Raw genomic sequence first — 16,566 nt, forward strand, 5'->3', positions numbered from 1 at the left:
GTGCCGCGTTATTGGGCGCTGGGCGGAGTCAGCGCCTTTCTCAGATTTCCTACGGATCTTCGGCCCTGGGGCCGCTCCATGGCGGGCAAGCGCAGCCTGGTCAGATGGGGTGGGCATCCCAGCGCCATCCCGGGGCTGCAGGGGCTGCCCGGGTGGCATAGTTCTTTCGAACGATGGGCCCAAGCCGCGCACTAGTCCTTCTGCCGCACCACGTGCTGGTCGAGCGAAGGATGTGCAAAGGTCGCTGCAAACGCGACCATTCCTCTCATGCAAAAAGAGAGGAACCGCGCAATGGCACATACCCCTTTGCCCCCGGGCGACAGCCCACAGCGCACCCGCCAGGCTTGGTCGGTGCTGATCGTCAGCACCTTCGCTTTCACGGTCTGTTTCATGGTGTGGATGATGTTCGGCGTTATCGGCATCCCTATCAAGAAGATGCTGAACCTGAACTCCACGCAGTTCGGGTTGCTCATGTCCATGCCTGTGCTCACGGGCTCGCTGGTGCGGGTGCCGTTGGGCATATGGACCGACAAGTTCGGCGGCCGCATCGTGATGGCCGCCGTGATGGCCACCACCGTGCCCGCCATCTGGCTAATGGGCTACGCCACGGAATACTGGCACTTCCTGACCATCGGCCTGTTTGTGGGCCTGGCGGGGGGCTCGTTCTCGGTGGGCACGCCCTATGTGGCGCGCTGGTTCCCCAAGCACCGCCAGGGCACGGCCATGGGGGTGTATGGCGCTGGCAACTCGGGCGCGGCGGTGAACAAGTTCGTCGCACCGGTGCTGCTGGTGGCATTTGGCTGGACCATGGTGCCGCAGGTGTATGCGGCCATCATGCTCGGCACGCTGGTGCTGTTCTGGTTGTTCAGCTACAGCGACCCGGCCCACCTGGTGCCCAGCAACGTCAAGTTCACCGACCAGCTCAAGGCGCTCAAGGACCCCAAGGTGCTCAAGTACTGCCAGTACTACAGCATTGTGTTTGGCGGCTATGTGGCACTGTCGCTGTGGATGGTGCAGTACTACGTGGGCGAGTTTGGCCTCGATATTCGCGTGGCGGCACTGCTGGCCGCGTGCTTCTCGCTGCCCGGTGGTGTGCTGCGCGCCATCGGCGGCATGCTCTCTGACAAGTACGGCGCCCACAGCGTGACCTGGTGGGTGATGTGGGTGAGCTGGATCTGCCTGTTTTTGCTGAGCTACCCGCAGACCGACTTCACCATCGTCACCGTCAACGGCCCCAAGACCTTTCACATCGGCCTGAATGTGTACCTGTTCACGGGCCTCATGTTTCTGCTGGGCATTGCCTGGGCCTTTGGCAAGGCCAGTGTCTTCAAGTACATCAGCGACGACTACCCCCAGAACATCGGTGCCATCAGCGGCATCGTGGGCCTGGCCGGTGGCATGGGCGGCTTCATCCTGCCCATCCTGTTCGGCGCGCTGATGGACCTCACCGGCATCCGCTCCAGCGCTTTCATGCTGATGTACGGCGTGGTGTGGGTCTCGCTCATCTGGATGTACTTCACCGAAGTGCGCCGCACCGATCTGATGGCCACGCAGGCAGCACCGGCTGCTGCGGCTGGCCGCTGAACTTTCACTTTCCAAGGAAACACCATGTCTGCCACACCCGCCAGTAGGCGCCAGGGGCGTCTGCTCACCCTCTGGGCTCCTGAGGACAAATCGTTCTGGGAGCGCGAAGGCGAAGCCATCGCCAAGCTCAACCTGTGGATCTCGGTGCCCGCGCTGTTCCTGGCCTTTGCCATCTGGCAGGTCTGGAGCGTGGTTGCCGTGAGCCTGCCGGGCCTGGGCTTCAAGTATTCGACCAACCAGCTGTTCTGGCTGGCCGCAGCGCCCGCGCTCAGCGGCGCCACGCTGCGTATCTTCTATTCGTTCATGGTGCCGCTGGTGGGTGGGCGCCGCTGGACGGCGATCTCCACCGCCAGCTTGCTGATCCCTGCGATTGGCATCGGCTTTGCGGTGCAAGACAACACCACGACCTATCCCACCATGCTCATCCTGGCGCTGCTGTGCGGCCTGGGCGGCGGCAACTTCAGCTCCAGCATGGCCAACATCAGTTTCTTCTTTCCGAAGGAGCGCAAGGGCTCAGCGTTGGGCGTGAATGCAGGCCTGGGTAACTTGGGCGTTTCGGTGGTGCAGTTTCTGAGCCCGCTGGTCGTCACGGCAGGCATCTTCGGCATCTTTGGTGGCGAAGGCCAGACCATCGTCAAGAACGGCCAGACCGTGCAGGTGTGGACGCAGAACGCCGCCTTCATCTGGGTGCCATGGATTGCGCTGACGGCGCTGGCCGCCTGGTTCGGCATGAACGACATTGCCGACGCCAAGGCTTCCTTTGCCGCGCAGGCCGCCATCTTCAAGCGCAAGCACAACTGGCTGATGTGCGTGTTGTACCTCGGCACCTTCGGCTCGTTCATCGGCTATGCAGCGGGATTTCCGCTGCTCATCAAGAGCCAGTTCCCTGGCATCAACCCGCTGGCCTACGCCTGGCTGGGCCCGCTGGTGGGCGCCGTGATCCGCCCCTTTGGTGGCTGGCTGGCCGACAAGCTCGGTGGTGCGCGCGTCACGCTGTGGAATTTCATCGTCATGGCTGTGGCCGTGATGGGTGTGACGTTCTTCCTGCCCTCCGGTGGCCCTGGCGGCAACGAAGGCCAGTTTGCAGGTTTCTTCGTGTGCTTCCTGGTGCTGTTCCTCACCACCGGCATCGGCAACGGCTCGACCTTCCGCATGATCCCCGTGATCTTCCTGACCGAAGCCATGCGCGGAGTGGACAAGCACAACGCCGCCGCTGTGGCCAGCGCCAACAAGGAGGGCAACACCCTGGGCGCGGCCACGCTGGGCTTCACCGCCGCCATGGCCGCCTACGGCGGGTTCTTTATCCCCAAGAGCTATGGCAGCTCCATCGCGCTGACCGGCAGCCCCCACGCCGCACTGTGGACGTTCTTCGCCTTCTATCTCGTTTGCATCGTGATCACCTGGTGGACCTACGCACGCAAGCACGCCGAGATGCCTTGCTAGTCAACCCCAGAACAGAAATCAGAAAAGGAGCCCTTCGATGAGCCATTTCCTCGATCGCCTTTCGTACTTCTCGCAGCCCCGCGAGACCTTTGCCCAAGGCCATGGCGAAACCAACGGTGAAGACCGCACCTGGGAAGACGCCTACCGCGACCGCTGGGCGCACGACAAGATCGTGCGCAGCACCCACGGCGTGAACTGCACTGGCTCCTGTTCGTGGAAGATCTACGTCAAGGGCGGCATCGTGACCTGGGAAACCCAGCAAACCGACTACCCTCGCACCCGCCCTGATCTGCCCAACCATGAGCCCCGTGGCTGCGCACGCGGCGCCAGCTACAGCTGGTACCTGTACAGCGCCAACCGCGTGAAGTACCCCATGGTGCGTGGCCGCCTGCTCAAGCACTGGCGCGCCGCCATCGCCCTGGCCAAGAGCCCTGTGGACGCCTGGGCCAGCATTGTCGAAAACGATGCCTCCAAGCGCGAATGGCAAAAGCAGCGCGGCCTGGGCGGCTTCGTGCGCAGCACCTGGGACGAAGTCAACCAGATGATCGCTGCGGCCAATGTCTACACGATCAAGAAGCACGGTCCTGACCGCATCATCGGCTTCTCGCCCATCCCGGCGATGTCGATGATTTCGTACGCCGCTGGCAGCCGCTACCTGAGCCTGATCGGCGGCGTGTGCATGAGTTTTTACGACTGGTACTGCGACCTGCCTCCCAGCAGCCCGCAGACCTGGGGCGAGCAGACCGACGTGCCCGAGTCGGCCGACTGGTACAACAGCTCGTACATCATTGCCTGGGGCTCCAACGTGCCCCAGACGCGCACGCCCGATGCGCACTTTTTGACCGAGGTGCGCTACAAGGGCACCAAGGTGGTGTCCATCACGCCCGACTACTCCGAAGTCGCCAAGCTGGGCGATCTGTGGATGCACCCCAAGCAGGGCACCGACGCCGCCGTGGCCATGGCCATGGGTCATGTGATCCTCAACGAGTTCTACTTCAAGGACGGTGGCAAGGGCCGTAGTGCGTACTTTGACGACTACGCGCGCCGCTACACCGACCTGCCGCTGTTGGTGGTGCTCAAGGAAAAGACGCTGCCCGATGGCCGCACGGTGATGGTGCCCGACCGTTATGTGCGCGCCAGCGATTTCCCAGGCCAGCTTGACCAGTCCAACAACCCCGACTGGAAGACTGTGGGCTACGACGAGCTGGGCCAGGTCACGCTGCCCAATGGTTCCATCGGCTTTCGCTGGGGGGCGGACGGCCGCCCCGACCAGGGCCTGTGGAACCTGGAGAACAAGGAAGCGCGCACCGGCAACACCGTCAAGCTCAAGCTGTCGGTGATCGAAGATGGCGAGCAGGCCCACGACATTGCCGATGTCGCCTTCCCGTACTTTGGCGGAGTGGCAACGCCCAACTTCACGGCCAACGAACAAGGTGGCGACGTGATGGTGCGCCGCGTGCCGGTGTCCCACCTGGAGTTAGCCGGGCACGAAGCCCAGGGCCGCGTGATGGTGGCCACCGTGTTCGACCTGTTGGCGGGCAACTACGGCATTGACCGAGGCCTACCGGGCGAAGAGCCTGGTGGCGGTTACGACGCCGACCGTCCCTACACCCCCGCATGGCAAGAGGCCATCACCGGCGTGCCGCGCGAGCAGATCATCACCGTGGCGCGCCAGTTTGCCGACAACGCGCACAAGACCCAGGGCAAGTCCATGGTGATCATCGGCGCGGCCATGAACCACTGGTACCACAGTGACATGAACTACCGGGGCATCATCAACATGCTGATGCTGTGCGGCTGTATTGGCCAAAGCGGTGGCGGCTGGGCGCACTATGTGGGCCAGGAAAAGCTGCGCCCACAGACGGGCTGGACGGCGCTGGCCTTTGCGCTGGACTGGATCCGCCCACCCCGCCAGATGAACAGCACGAGTTTCTTCTACGCTCACACCGACCAGTGGCGCTACGAGAAGCTGGGCATGGAGGAAATCCTCTCGCCCCTGGCTGACAAGAAGGCCTACCACGGCGCGCAGATCGACTACAACGTGCGCGCCGAGCGCATGGGCTGGCTGCCATCAGCGCCCCAGCTCAAGACCAACCCCATGCAGGTGGCCAAGGATGCCGCTGCAGCGGGAATGGACGCGAAGGATTACGTCGTCAAGTCTCTGAAGGACGGCACGCTCACGATGAGCTGCGAGGACCCGGACCATCCGTCCAACTGGCCGCGCAACATGTTCGTGTGGCGCTCCAACATCCTTGGCTCGTCGGGCAAGGGGCATGAATACTTCCTCAAGCACCTGCTAGGCACCACCCACGGCGTGCAGGGCAAGGACCTGGGCAAAGACGAAGCCAAGCCTGAGGAAGTGCAGTGGCACACCAACGCACCCGAAGGCAAGCTGGACCTGCTGGTCACGCTCGACTTCCGCATGAGCACGACCTGCCTGTATTCGGACATCGTGCTGCCCACGGCCACCTGGTATGAGAAGAACGACCTCAATACCAGCGACATGCACCCCTTCATCCACCCGCTGTCCACGGCGGTGGACCCTGCCTGGCAGGCCAAGAGCGACTGGGAGATCTACAAGGGCTTCGCAAAGGCCGTGAGCGAGGTCAGCGTGGGTCACCTGGGCGTGGAAAAGGACGTGGTGCTCACGCCCATCATGCACGACACGGCGGGTGAAATGGCCCAGCCCTACGGCGTGCGCGACTGGAAGCGGGGCGAGTGCGAACTCATCCCCGGCAAGACGGCGCCGCAGGTCACCGTGGTCGAGCGCGACTACCCCAACCTCTACAAGCGCTTCACCGCCCTGGGCCCCTTGATGGACAAGGCAGGCAACGGCGGCAAGGGCATCGGCTGGAACACGCAGACCGAAGTCGGCCAACTGGGTGACCTGAACGGCCGTGTGAAGGAAGAGGGCGTGACGCAAGGCATGCCCCGCATCGTGACCGACATCGACGCCACCGAAGTGGTGATGATGCTGGCCCCCGAAACCAACGGCCACGTGGCCTGCAAGGCTTGGGAGGCACTGGGCAAGCAGACGGGGCGCGACCACGTGCACCTCGCGCTGCACCGCGAAGACGAGAAGATCCGCTTCCGCGACATCCAGGCGCAGCCGCGCAAGATCATCAGCTCGCCCACCTGGTCGGGCCTGGAAAGCGAAAAGGTCAGCTACAACGCCGGCTACACCAACGTGCACGAGTACATCCCATGGCGCACCCTCACGGGCCGCCAGCAGTTCTACCAAGATCACCCGTGGATGCGTGACTTTGGCGAAGGCTTCGTGAGCTACCGCCCACCCGTGCACCTCAAGACGCTGGAAGAAGTGGAAGGCAAGAAGCCCAACGGCAACCGCGAGATCGCGCTCAATTTCATCACGCCGCACCAGAAGTGGGGCATCCACAGCACGTACAGCGACAACCTGATGATGCTCACGCTCAACCGGGGTGGCTCGGTGGTGTGGCTGAGCGAGGACGACGCGAAGGTCGCTGGCATCGTGGACAACGACTGGGTCGAACTCTTCAACGCCAACGGTGCCATTGCAGCCCGTGCGGTGGTGAGCCAGCGTGTAAACCCCGGCATGGTGATGATGTACCACTCGCAAGAGAAGATCATCAACACGCCCGGCTCCGAGATCACCGGAACGCGCGGCGGCATCCACAACTCGGTCACGCGCATTGTGCTCAAGCCCACCCACATGATTGGCGGCTATGCGCAGTTGAGCTACGGCTTCAACTACTACGGAACCATTGGTACCAACCGCGACGAGTTCGTGCTGGTGCGCAAGATGGATCGCGTGGACTGGCTCGACGACGAGCCCGTGTCCAGCACGGCAGCCCACGCCTGAAGCCGAAGACAAGGAGAAACACGATGAAAATTCGCGCACAAATCGGCATGGTGCTGAACCTGGACAAGTGCATTGGTTGCCACACCTGTTCCGTCACCTGCAAGAACGTCTGGACGAGCCGCCCCGGGGTGGAATACGCCTGGTTCAACAACGTCGAAACCAAGCCTGGCATCGGCTACCCCAAGGAATGGGAAAACCAGGACAAGTGGAACGGCGGCTGGGTGCGCAACCCTGACGGCTCCATCGCCCCCCGTCAGGGCGGCAAGTGGAAGCTGCTCATGCGCATCTTCGCCAACCCCAACCTGCCCCAGATCGACGACTACTACGAGCCCTTCACGTTCGACTACGACCACCTGCAGTCGGCGCCTGAAACGAAGGCCGCACCCACGGCCCGCCCGCGCAGCCTGATCACCGGCAAACGCATGGAGAAGATCGAGTGGGGCCCGAACTGGGAAGAAATCCTGGGCGGCGAGTTCAGCAAGCGCAGCAAGGACAAGAACTTCGACGATGTGCAAAAGGACATCTACGGCCAGTTCGAAAACACCTTCATGATGTACCTGCCGCGCCTGTGCGAGCACTGCCTGAACCCGGCGTGCGTGGCATCGTGCCCCTCGGGCTCGATCTACAAGCGCGAGGAAGACGGCATCGTGCTGATCGACCAGGACAAATGCCGTGGCTGGCGCATGTGCGTCAGCGGTTGCCCTTACAAGAAAATCTATTACAACTGGCAGTCGGGCAAGGCCGAGAAGTGCATCTTCTGCTACCCCCGCATCGAAGCGGGCCAGCCCACCGTGTGCTCGGAAACCTGCGTGGGCCGCATCCGCTACCTGGGTGTGCTGCTGTATGACGCAGACCGCATCCAGGAAGCTGCCAGCGTGGAGCGCGACCGCGACCTGTACCAGGCGCAGCTCGACATCTTCCTGGACCCGAACGACCCGGACGTGATCAAGCAAGCCCGCATCGACGGCATCCCGGACAGCTGGATGGACGCCGCGCGCAACAGCCCCGTCTACAAGATGGCCGTGCAGTGGAAGGTGGCCCTGCCACTGCACCCCGAGTACCGCACGCTGCCCATGGTCTGGTATGTGCCACCGCTCTCGCCCATCACGGCCGCTGCCAACGCGGGCCATGTGGGCGTGAATGGCGATATCCCCGATGTGTCGCAGCTGCGCATCCCCGTGCAGTACCTGGCCAACCTGCTCACCGCTGGCGATACCGGCCCTGTGGTGCGGGCCCTGGAACGCATGCTGGCCATGCGCACCTACCAGCGCGACAAGCATGTGGAGCAGCGGCAGAACCTGGCCGTGCTCAAGCAGGCGGGCTTGTCGATGGCCGAGGTGGAGGAGATGTACCACGTGATGGCGATTGCCAATTACGAAGACCGCTTCGTCATCCCGTCGGCCCATCGCGAGTACGCCGAGAACGCCTTCGACATTCGGGGTGGTTGCGGTTTCTCGTTTGGCAACGGGTGTTCCGAGGGCGCCACCGAGACCAGCATGTTCGGCGGCAAGAAGCCCCGCACGATCCCCATCAAAGCCACTGTTTGAGTGCAACGGAAGGAATCACCATGTTCAAGAAGAACCCGACCTCCGTGCGCCTGACCTTGCGCGCTCTGGGCTACCTGCTGAGCTACCCCGATGCGCAACTGCGCAGTGTGATGCCGCAGCTCATCGACGCGCTGCAGGCCGAGCAAGCCCTGACGGCTGATCGCATGGATGAGCTGAAGGCAGTGTGCGAGCACCTGGCTGCACTTGACCCGCTGGAAGCCGAAGCCCGCTACGTGGACAACTTCGACCGGGGTCGCCAGACCTCGCTGCACCTGTTCGAGCATGTGCATGGCGACTCGCGCGACCGGGGGCCTGCGCTCATCGATCTGCTGCAGACCTACGACAAAGCAGGTCTGAAGTTTGAAGCCGAAGAGCTGCCCGACCACCTGCCGGTGGTGCTGGAGTTCGCCTCCACCCAGCCGCCCGAAGTGGCCAAGGAGTTCCTGGGCGAAATGGCCCACATCCTGAACGCGCTGTTCAGTGCGCTGGTGGCAAGAAGCAGCCCCTATGCCAGCGTGATTGCTGCGGTGCTCGAAGTGTCGGGCCAGCGCGTGCAGTCGGTGGCGCTCACGCCCGAGCCTCCCATGGACGAGGTCTGGGCCGAGCCCGAAGCGTTTGGCGGTTGCAGCACCCAGGGCCAGGCCAAGCCTGACCAGCCGCAGCCTCTGCATTTTGTTCGTACCCCCCGCACCGAGCGGGCACCAGAAGGAGTCTCCGTATGACCGCCTGGCTTGACACCCTCTTGTTTGGCATCTATCCCTACATTTGCCTGGCCGTCTTTTTCATTGGCAGTTGGGCGCGGTTCGACCGCGACCAGTACACCTGGAAAAGCGATTCGTCGCAGCTGCTGCGCACCGGCAGCCTGCGCTGGGGCAGCAACCTGTTCCATATCGGTGTGCTGTTCCTGTTCTTTGGCCATACCGTGGGTATGCTCACGCCGCACTTCCTGTACGAAGGCTTTATCACTGCAGGTGCCAAGCAGATCATGGCGATGGTGACGGGCGGTATCGCGGGCGTGCTGGGCTTCATTGGCCTGTCCATCCTGCTGCACCGGCGCCTGTCGGATGACCGCATCCGCGCCACGTCCAAGACCAGCGACATCCTGATCCTGGTGCTGCTGTGGCTGCAGCTGGCGCTGGGCTTGGCCACCATTCCGCTGTCGGCGCAGCATCTGGACGGCTCCATGATGATGAAGCTGGCCGAGTGGGGTCAGCGCGTGGTGACCTTCCGCAGCGGCGGCGTCGAGCTGCTGGCCGAAGCGGGTTGGATCTTCAAGGCCCACATGTTCCTGGGCATGACGATCTTCCTGGTTTTCCCGTTCACCCGCCTGGTGCATGTGTGGAGCGGCTTTGGCACGCTGGCCTATGTGCTGCGCCCCTACCAGGTGGTGCGTGCGCGCCGCCTGAACCTGCCACCCGGCCACACGCAGTCGCAAGACCGCCGTGGTGTTTGAGTTCGTACCGCATAAGGAGCACACCATGAGCGGATGTGGAACCGGTAGCTGCGGTTGCAGCACCAGTGCAACCAGTCAGAGCGCCCCCCAAAGCGCGCTTTCCCCCGAGCAAACGGCCGCTTACGAGGCGCTGTCTGCCACCGTAGGGGCGACTGTCATGGCAGACACGCCCGCCATGGCGGCCCCTCGGCCCACGGGGCTCGCCCCGGTGGCGCGCATCAACGGCGTGGCATTGAACTCAACGGCCGACTGGCTGGATGACGAAGCCTTGCGCCAGCGTGCCTGCACCGAACTGCTGCGCCAAGCGGCCCAGCAGGCGGGTTTGCTTTCAGCAGACGATGTGCCCGGCGTCGAGGGAGCCATCAGCACCGAGGCTTCCAACGCCATCGAGCAGCTGCTGGAGCGTGAGCTACCCATCCCGGACCCATCGGAAGAAGCCTGCCGCCGCTACCACGACGCCCACCCTGCAGCACACGCCCAGGGCGAGCGGGCCCAACTGCGCCACGTGCTGTTTGCCGTGACGCCGGGCGTGGATGTGAAGCAACTGCGCCTGCGTGCCGAGGCCATGTTGATTGACTTGCGCTGTGCGGACGATGGTGGCGCCAAGTTTGCCGAGGCGGCTGCGCAGTGGTCCAACTGCCCCAGCGGCCAGCAAGGCGGCGACCTGGGCTGGCTGACCCGCGCCGACTGTGCCCCCGAGTTCGCCCGCGAGGTGTTTGGGAGCGCCGAGATCGGTGTGCTGGCACGCCTGGTACACAGCCGGTTTGGCCTGCATGTGGTGGAGGTGGTGGCGCGCGATCCGGGGCAGCAGCCATCGTTCGAAGAGGTGCGCCAGGCCATCGCCCTCACGCTGCGCCAGCAGGCCTGGGTGAACGCATTGAGACAGTACCTGCAATTGCTGGCCGGCGCTGCCGTGGTGGAGGGCGTGGCACTGGACGCGGCCGATTCACCGCTTGTACAGTAGTTGCATTGCACGCCATCTGATCGCACCATGCCCGACGAGCTGCTTGATCGCCTGCGTCGTTTCCATGACGACGCCTTTCCCCAGTACCGCGAACAGTTCCAGACGCTGGTGGACGAGGGGCAGCACCCCACCACCTTGTTCATCGGCTGTTCCGACTCGCGCCTGGTGCCCTATCTGTTGACCGGCGCGGGCCCGGGGGAGCTTTTCCTGGTGCGCAACGTGGGTGCGTTCATCCCGCCGTATGACGGATCTCACGGCCACCATGGCACGACGGCAGCCATTGAGTTTGCAGTGCTCAACCTGCAGGTGCGCCGCATCGTGGTGTGCGGCCACAGTCACTGTGGGGCTATCAAGGCGATGTATGGTGAGGTTTCGCCCGAAGCGCCCAACCTGAACCGCTGGCTGGACCTGGGGCGCGAGGCTCTGTTGCCCATGCAGGCGGGCCCCGAGGTGCTGCGCCGCACTGAGCAGCGCGCCGTGGTGCTGCAGCTCGAACGCCTCATGGAGTACCCGATGGTGCGCAGCCGTGTGCAGTCAGGGCAGATCAGCCTGCACGGCTGGCACTACGTGATCGAGGAAGGAGAAGTCCATGTGTTTGATGTCAAGACGGGCGGTTTTGTGCCGGCCTCGCTGGCGGACAACAGCGGCACCGGCCCCTACCACCCTTACGTGGAGCATGATGGGCAAGTTCTTCTGGACGAGCTTTGACCTTGTCCGGCATTCTCGCGGCAGATCCGTGAGGAATGAGGCCCTCTTGATGGAACGCAAGACCTCACTGGCGTGAAACCCAAATCATCGGCCCCCATGAAACGCGAACCTCAGCCCCCCCTCAAGCCCACCTCGTCCCTGCAGCCCATCAGCCTGGATGTATTGCGCGAGAAATACCTCAAACCCGGCGAAACCACCGCCGACGAGCTGTACCAGCGTGTGGCGCGGGCTCTGGCCTCGGTCGAAAAACCGGAGCTGCGCGATAAGTACGAAGCCTTGTTCCTCGCCAACCTGAAGGCAGGCGCCATCGGTGCGGGCCGCATCATGAGCGCGGCAGGCACCGACATACAGGCCACCCTTATCAACTGCTTTGTGCAGCCCGTGGGTGACTGCATCCAGGGCGTGGATGACGAAGGCTTTCCGGGCATCTACGAAGCGTTGCGTGAGGCGGCCGAGACCATGCGCCGTGGCGGGGGCGTGGGCTATGACTTCTCCCGCATACGTCCCAAGGGCGCACAGGTGAAGGCCACCGCCTCCATGGCATCGGGGCCGTGCAGCTACATGAACGTGTTCGATCAGTCCTGCTCCACCGTGGAGAGCGCGGGAGCGCGGCGGGGGGCGCAGATGGGCGTGCTGCGCATCGACCATCCCGATGTGCACGAGTTCATCACGGCCAAGCGCACGCCAGGGCGCTGGAATAACTTCAATGTGTCGGTGGGCGTTTCGGACGAGTTCATTGCAGCCGTGCAGAACAACGCACAGTGGGAGCTGGTGCACAAGGCTCGCCCCGGCGCTGCGTTGCTCGCCCAGGGCGCCCGTCAGCGTGCAGACGGCCAGTGGGTGTATGCCACCGTGCCCGCACGCGAGCTGTGGGACACCATCATGAAGTCGGCCTACGACTTTGCCGAGCCTGGTATCCTGTTCCTGGGGCGCATCAACGAAGACAACAACCTGCACTACTGCGAGGAGATCGCGGCGACCAATCCCTGTGGTGAGCAACCGCTGCCGTCGTACGGTTGTTGTGACCTGGGCCCCATCATCCTCACCCGCTTTGTGCGCCACCCCTTTGGTTTTGGCGGCGTGGCGGCGTTTGACTTTGACGCGTTCACCAAGGCCGTGGCGCTGCAGGTGCGCGCGCTCGACAACGTGCTCGATGTGACCTATTGGCCCTTGCCGCAGCAGCGCGACGAGGCGATGGCCAAGCGCCGCATTGGTGTGGGCTTTACCGGCATGGGCAACACGCTGGCCATGCTGTGTCTGCGCTACGACCTGCCCGAGGGCCGCACCATGGCTGCGCGGATTGCCGAGTACATGCGTGACGCAGCGTACGCCGCATCGGTGGACCTGGCTCGTGAGAAAGGGGTATTTCCGAAGTTCGATGCCAACGGCTATCTGGCCGAAGGCACGTTTGCCAGCCGCCTGCCGGAATCGCTCCAGGCTGCCATCCGCCAGCATGGCATCCGCAATAGCCATCTGCTCTCCATCGCACCCACGGGCACGGTGAGCCTGGCCTTTGCCGACAACGCTTCCAACGGCATCGAGCCGCCGTTTTCGTGGATGTACAAGCGCAAGAAGCGCGAGTCCGACGGCAGCACGACCGAATACGCGGTGGAAGACCATGCCTGGCGCCTGTACCACGAGCTGGGCGGGGATGTGGAGGCGTTGCCAGACTACTTCGTCTCGGCCCTCGCCATGCCCGCCGAAGGCCACATCGCCATGATGGAGGCCGTGCAGCCCTTTGTGGACACGGCCATCTCCAAGACTGTCAACATCCCTGCCGACTACCCCTACGAAGGGTTCAAGGACCTGTACCTTCAGGCCTGGCGCGCCAAGCTCAAGGGCCTGGCCACCTACCGACCCAACGCCATCCTGGGGTCTGTGCTGGAGACCCACGCTGCACCTGCGCCCACGCTTGCTGCTGCGCCCATGGTGCCACCCGCACCCCCGGTGGATCCCATGCGCACCGTCATCGAAAGCCGCCCCCAAGGCGGTCTCTCTGCCGTGGCGGAGAAGCTCGAATACTGGACGCAAGAGGGCCACAAGACCCTGTACCTCATCGTGTCCTTCCTGCCCGTGCCCACGGGCGTGGGCAACGGTACGGTGGACCGCGCCATCGAGTTCTTCATGCCCGTGGGCCAGAGCGGCGAGTCGCAGCAGTGGATCACGTCCAGCATGCGCATGCTGTCGCTCGCAGCGCGCGGCGGTTTTCTGGAGCGGGCGCTGTCGGACATGCGCAAAGTCGCCTGGGACCGCGGCCCGGTGCGCCTGGGCACCCATCGCAAGGACGACGGCACGCTGGTGCCCATGTGGCACGACTCCGAGGTGGCGGCAATGGCCTATGCCATCCAGAACATCCTGGCGCGCCGCGTGGCCGACCCAGTACAGCAGCAGCTGCCGCTGGATGAGCCTGCACCGCCCCCGGTGGCAGTGCCCCAGGCCATGGCGGGCAAGAAATGCAGCGAGTGTGGCGCCCACGCCGTGATCCGCAAGGATGGTTGCGACTACTGCACGCAGTGCGGGCATCTGGGGACCTGCGGGTGACCTCTCGCCCCGTCATCCCCCTGCGCACCGCGTCGGGAAAACCGTCGCCGGAGATGCTGGCGTCGCTGGACAGGCAATGGCGCTGGCGCTATCTGATGCTGGCACCGCACCGGTTGGGGTTTTTCCTGGCCATGGTGGTGCTGGTGGTGTCAGGGGGGTGGTGGGCGTTGGTGCAGGTGGCGCGGTCCAGCGGTGGGTGGGGGCTTTATTACGCGGTGTCTCCCACGCTGGTGCACTCGGCCGTGATGGCGTTCGGATTCATTCCCCTGTTCTTTTCCGGCTTCCTGTTCACAGCAGGCCCTAAATGGCTCGGGGTGGAGCCTTTGCCAGTGGAGGCGATTCGCGCACCGCTGGTGGCGCAGGCGGTGGGGTGGCTGTTGTGGCTGGCGGGCGCGCACCTGTGGGTGGGCGTGGCGCTGGTCGGGTTGGCGGTGGCGACGGCGGGCCTCGTCTGGATGACCGCGCAGTTCTGGGGGCGTGTGCGGCGCAGCCAGGCCGAGGACCAGTTGCATGCTCGCACCATCGCCTGGGCTTGTACGCTGGGATGCATCAGCCTTGTTGGGCTGTGGCTGGGGCTGGCCGTGGGCACCCATGCGCTCGCACGTGCCTGGGTCTTCACCGGCCTGTGGGGGTTTGTAGTGGTGGTGTATGTCACGGTGGCGCACCGCATGATTCCATTTTTCACCTCCAGTGCCATGCCCATGGTGCAGGCTTGGCGGCCTTTCTGGGTGCTGTGGCTGATGCTGGCGGCCGCCGTGCTGCAGGTGCTGGCGGTGTGGCTGGATTGGCTCGGGTTGCCTGCCAGCGCTGCGGGGCCGGCCTGGGGGGTGGTACACGGCACGCTGCAGTTGGTGATCGGGAGCGTGCTGGTCTGGCTGGCCTGTGTCTGGGGGCTGGTACAAAGCCTCAAGAACAGGTTGCTGGCCATGTTGCATATCGGTTTCCTGTGGCTCGGCCTTGCCTTTCTGCTCGGAGGGCTTTCGCGGTGGCTGGCGTGGGGCTATGGCATGGGAACCCTGGGCCTGGGAGCGCTGCATGCCCTGACCATGGGCTGCCTGGCATCGCTGATGCTGGCCATGGTGACGCGGGTGTCGTGTGGGCACAGTGGCCGTGCGCTGGTTGCTGACCACACGGCGTGGACATTGTTCTGGCTGCTGCAGGTGGCTACCGTGTTGCGCATTGCAGCAGAAGTGCCGGGCGTTTTTGGCATGGCGTGGGTGTGGGTGCTGCCGGTGGCGGCTTTCCTGTGGGCCGCCACCATGGGCGTATGGGGTGTGCGGCTGGGCCGGTGGTACGGTTGCCTGCGGGCCGACGGCCGGCCGGGTTGAAGAAGCTTCTTTCAAGGACCTGTGATGGCTGTCATTCCCTGGCCTTTGCACCATGCCCCCCGGCAGGCGCCAACTGCTGCGCTCCCGCCAGACGATACCGCCGCCATGGCCGCCGCGCTGATCCACTCGCGCCAGACCATCCTGCCTAAACGCCTGACTGCTCCCGGACCCAGTGCGGGGGAACTGGCCCAGATTCTCAGCGCTGCGGCCCACGCGCCGGACCACGGCCAATTGACGCCCTGGCGTTTTGTGCTGGTGCCCGCCGCCGCGCGGCCGGCGTTGGCCGACGTGTTTGCGCAGGCTCTGTGCGAACGAGATCCTGCCGCCACGCCCGAGCAGGCCGAGCAGGCCCGCGAAAAGGCCTACCGTGCCCCGGTACTCATGCTGGTGGTGGTAGATAGCCAGTGCGGCGACCCCGCCATCGACCTGTCAGAGCGCTTGGTGTCCGCTGGCTGCGCAGTGCAGAACATGTTGCTCATGGCCACTGCACAGGGCTTCGGATCGGCCCTCACCAGCGGCAAGGCCCTCAAGTCCCCCGGATTGCGCGGCCTGTTCCAGCTGGACGCCTGGGAGCAGGCGCTGTGTTTTGTCAGCATTGGCACCGTGCAATCGCGCAAGGCGGCGCGTGCTCGACCTGTAGTAGACAGCTATGTGAGCACGCTAGACCCGCAAAAGGGCGTGGTGCCAGGCTTCTGAGAAGACCAAGCCTCCCTCGCAGCATTTTTAATTCATCGAAATTTTTTATGAACATTTCCAGCTTCGACGATCTACTTGAGGCGGCACGCATGCAGCCTGAACCCCAGCGGCTCCTGTTCGTGTTTGCTGCCGTTGAATTGCCCGACGATGCCACCCCCGCGCAGCGAGCCCGGTTTGAAGCCGGGCAGGGCGGCGCGCTGGTGCCACTGATGTGCGTGGACAAGACGCCACAGGAGCTGCCTTCGTTCGACGCTCTGGTCGGTGAGGCCAGCCAGTTCACGGCCCCTGGCCACGACTGGGCCATGGTGTTCGCAGCCGCCATGTCGGGCACCCTGAACAAGGCGCCCACCAGCGCCGATGCCGAGGCGCCTTTGCAGCGCATGGTGGATGCGATCAAGGGCGGTGCGCATGGTGCCTACATCCCCTTCGACCGCCAGGGCCAGCCCGTGCGCTTTGGGTGA

The 16,566-nt window shown here is 64.2% G+C and carries 12 protein-coding genes; all 12 read left to right on the top strand.

Annotated elements, in window-relative coordinates; translation table 11 throughout:
• Positions 1 to 291 precede the first annotated feature (291 nt).
• The 12 genes from ACT89O_RS02585 to ACT89O_RS02640 all read left to right on the top strand — a co-directional run bounded on the left by ACT89O_RS02585 (position 292) and on the right by ACT89O_RS02640 (position 16,566).
• Entirely contained in the window at positions 292 to 1,584 is a 1,293-nt protein-coding gene (locus ACT89O_RS02585) for an MFS transporter (protein WP_055398425.1), read from the top strand.
• 24 nt (positions 1,585 to 1,608) lie between these two features.
• Positions 1,609 to 3,027: an MFS transporter gene (locus tag ACT89O_RS02590; RefSeq protein WP_055398426.1), complete on the top strand. Its 1,419-nt coding sequence runs from the start codon at positions 1,609 to 1,611 to the stop codon at positions 3,025 to 3,027.
• A 37-nt stretch (positions 3,028 to 3,064) separates the two neighbouring features.
• Entirely contained in the window at positions 3,065 to 6,868 is a 3,804-nt protein-coding gene (locus ACT89O_RS02595; protein WP_487261721.1) for a nitrate reductase subunit alpha, read from the top strand.
• A gap of 23 nt (positions 6,869 to 6,891) precedes the next feature.
• The gene (gene narH, locus ACT89O_RS02600; protein ID WP_487261722.1) at positions 6,892 to 8,415 is read left to right on the top strand and encodes a nitrate reductase subunit beta; all 1,524 of its coding nucleotides are present in this window, start codon (positions 6,892 to 6,894) and stop codon (positions 8,413 to 8,415) included.
• Between the two features lie 20 nt (positions 8,416 to 8,435).
• Complete coding sequence (gene narJ / locus ACT89O_RS02605) at positions 8,436 to 9,137, top strand: nitrate reductase molybdenum cofactor assembly chaperone (protein WP_121507780.1); 702 nt, start codon at positions 8,436 to 8,438, stop codon at positions 9,135 to 9,137.
• Complete coding sequence (gene narI, locus ACT89O_RS02610) at positions 9,134 to 9,868, top strand: respiratory nitrate reductase subunit gamma (RefSeq protein WP_055398430.1); 735 nt, start codon at positions 9,134 to 9,136, stop codon at positions 9,866 to 9,868. The genes narJ and narI overlap by 4 nt, the downstream gene beginning before the upstream one ends.
• A gap of 157 nt (positions 9,869 to 10,025) precedes the next feature.
• Positions 10,026 to 10,832, top strand: coding sequence for a peptidylprolyl isomerase (locus tag ACT89O_RS02615; RefSeq protein WP_487262810.1), 807 nt, complete (start codon positions 10,026 to 10,028; stop codon positions 10,830 to 10,832).
• A gap of 27 nt (positions 10,833 to 10,859) precedes the next feature.
• On the top strand, positions 10,860 to 11,540 hold the full coding sequence (locus ACT89O_RS02620; protein WP_121422054.1) for a carbonic anhydrase: 681 nt from the start codon (positions 10,860 to 10,862) through the stop codon (positions 11,538 to 11,540).
• Between the two features lie 96 nt (positions 11,541 to 11,636).
• A complete protein-coding gene (locus tag ACT89O_RS02625; RefSeq protein WP_487261723.1) occupies positions 11,637 to 14,081 on the top strand; it encodes an adenosylcobalamin-dependent ribonucleoside-diphosphate reductase in 2,445 nt (814 codons plus the stop codon).
• Positions 14,078 to 15,409, top strand: coding sequence for an NnrS family protein (locus ACT89O_RS02630; RefSeq protein ID WP_487261724.1), 1,332 nt, complete (start codon positions 14,078 to 14,080; stop codon positions 15,407 to 15,409). The genes ACT89O_RS02625 and ACT89O_RS02630 overlap by 4 nt, the downstream gene beginning before the upstream one ends.
• 24 nt (positions 15,410 to 15,433) lie before the next feature.
• Positions 15,434 to 16,105, top strand: a complete 672-nt coding sequence (locus ACT89O_RS02635) for a nitroreductase family protein (protein ID WP_487261725.1) — start codon at positions 15,434 to 15,436, stop codon at positions 16,103 to 16,105.
• Between the two features lie 47 nt (positions 16,106 to 16,152).
• Positions 16,153 to 16,566 carry a hypothetical protein gene (locus ACT89O_RS02640; RefSeq protein ID WP_055398435.1) on the top strand — a complete coding sequence of 138 codons (414 nt, stop codon included), beginning with the start codon at positions 16,153 to 16,155 and terminating at the stop codon, positions 16,564 to 16,566.

The organism is Acidovorax sp. NN32, from assembly GCF_057597245.1.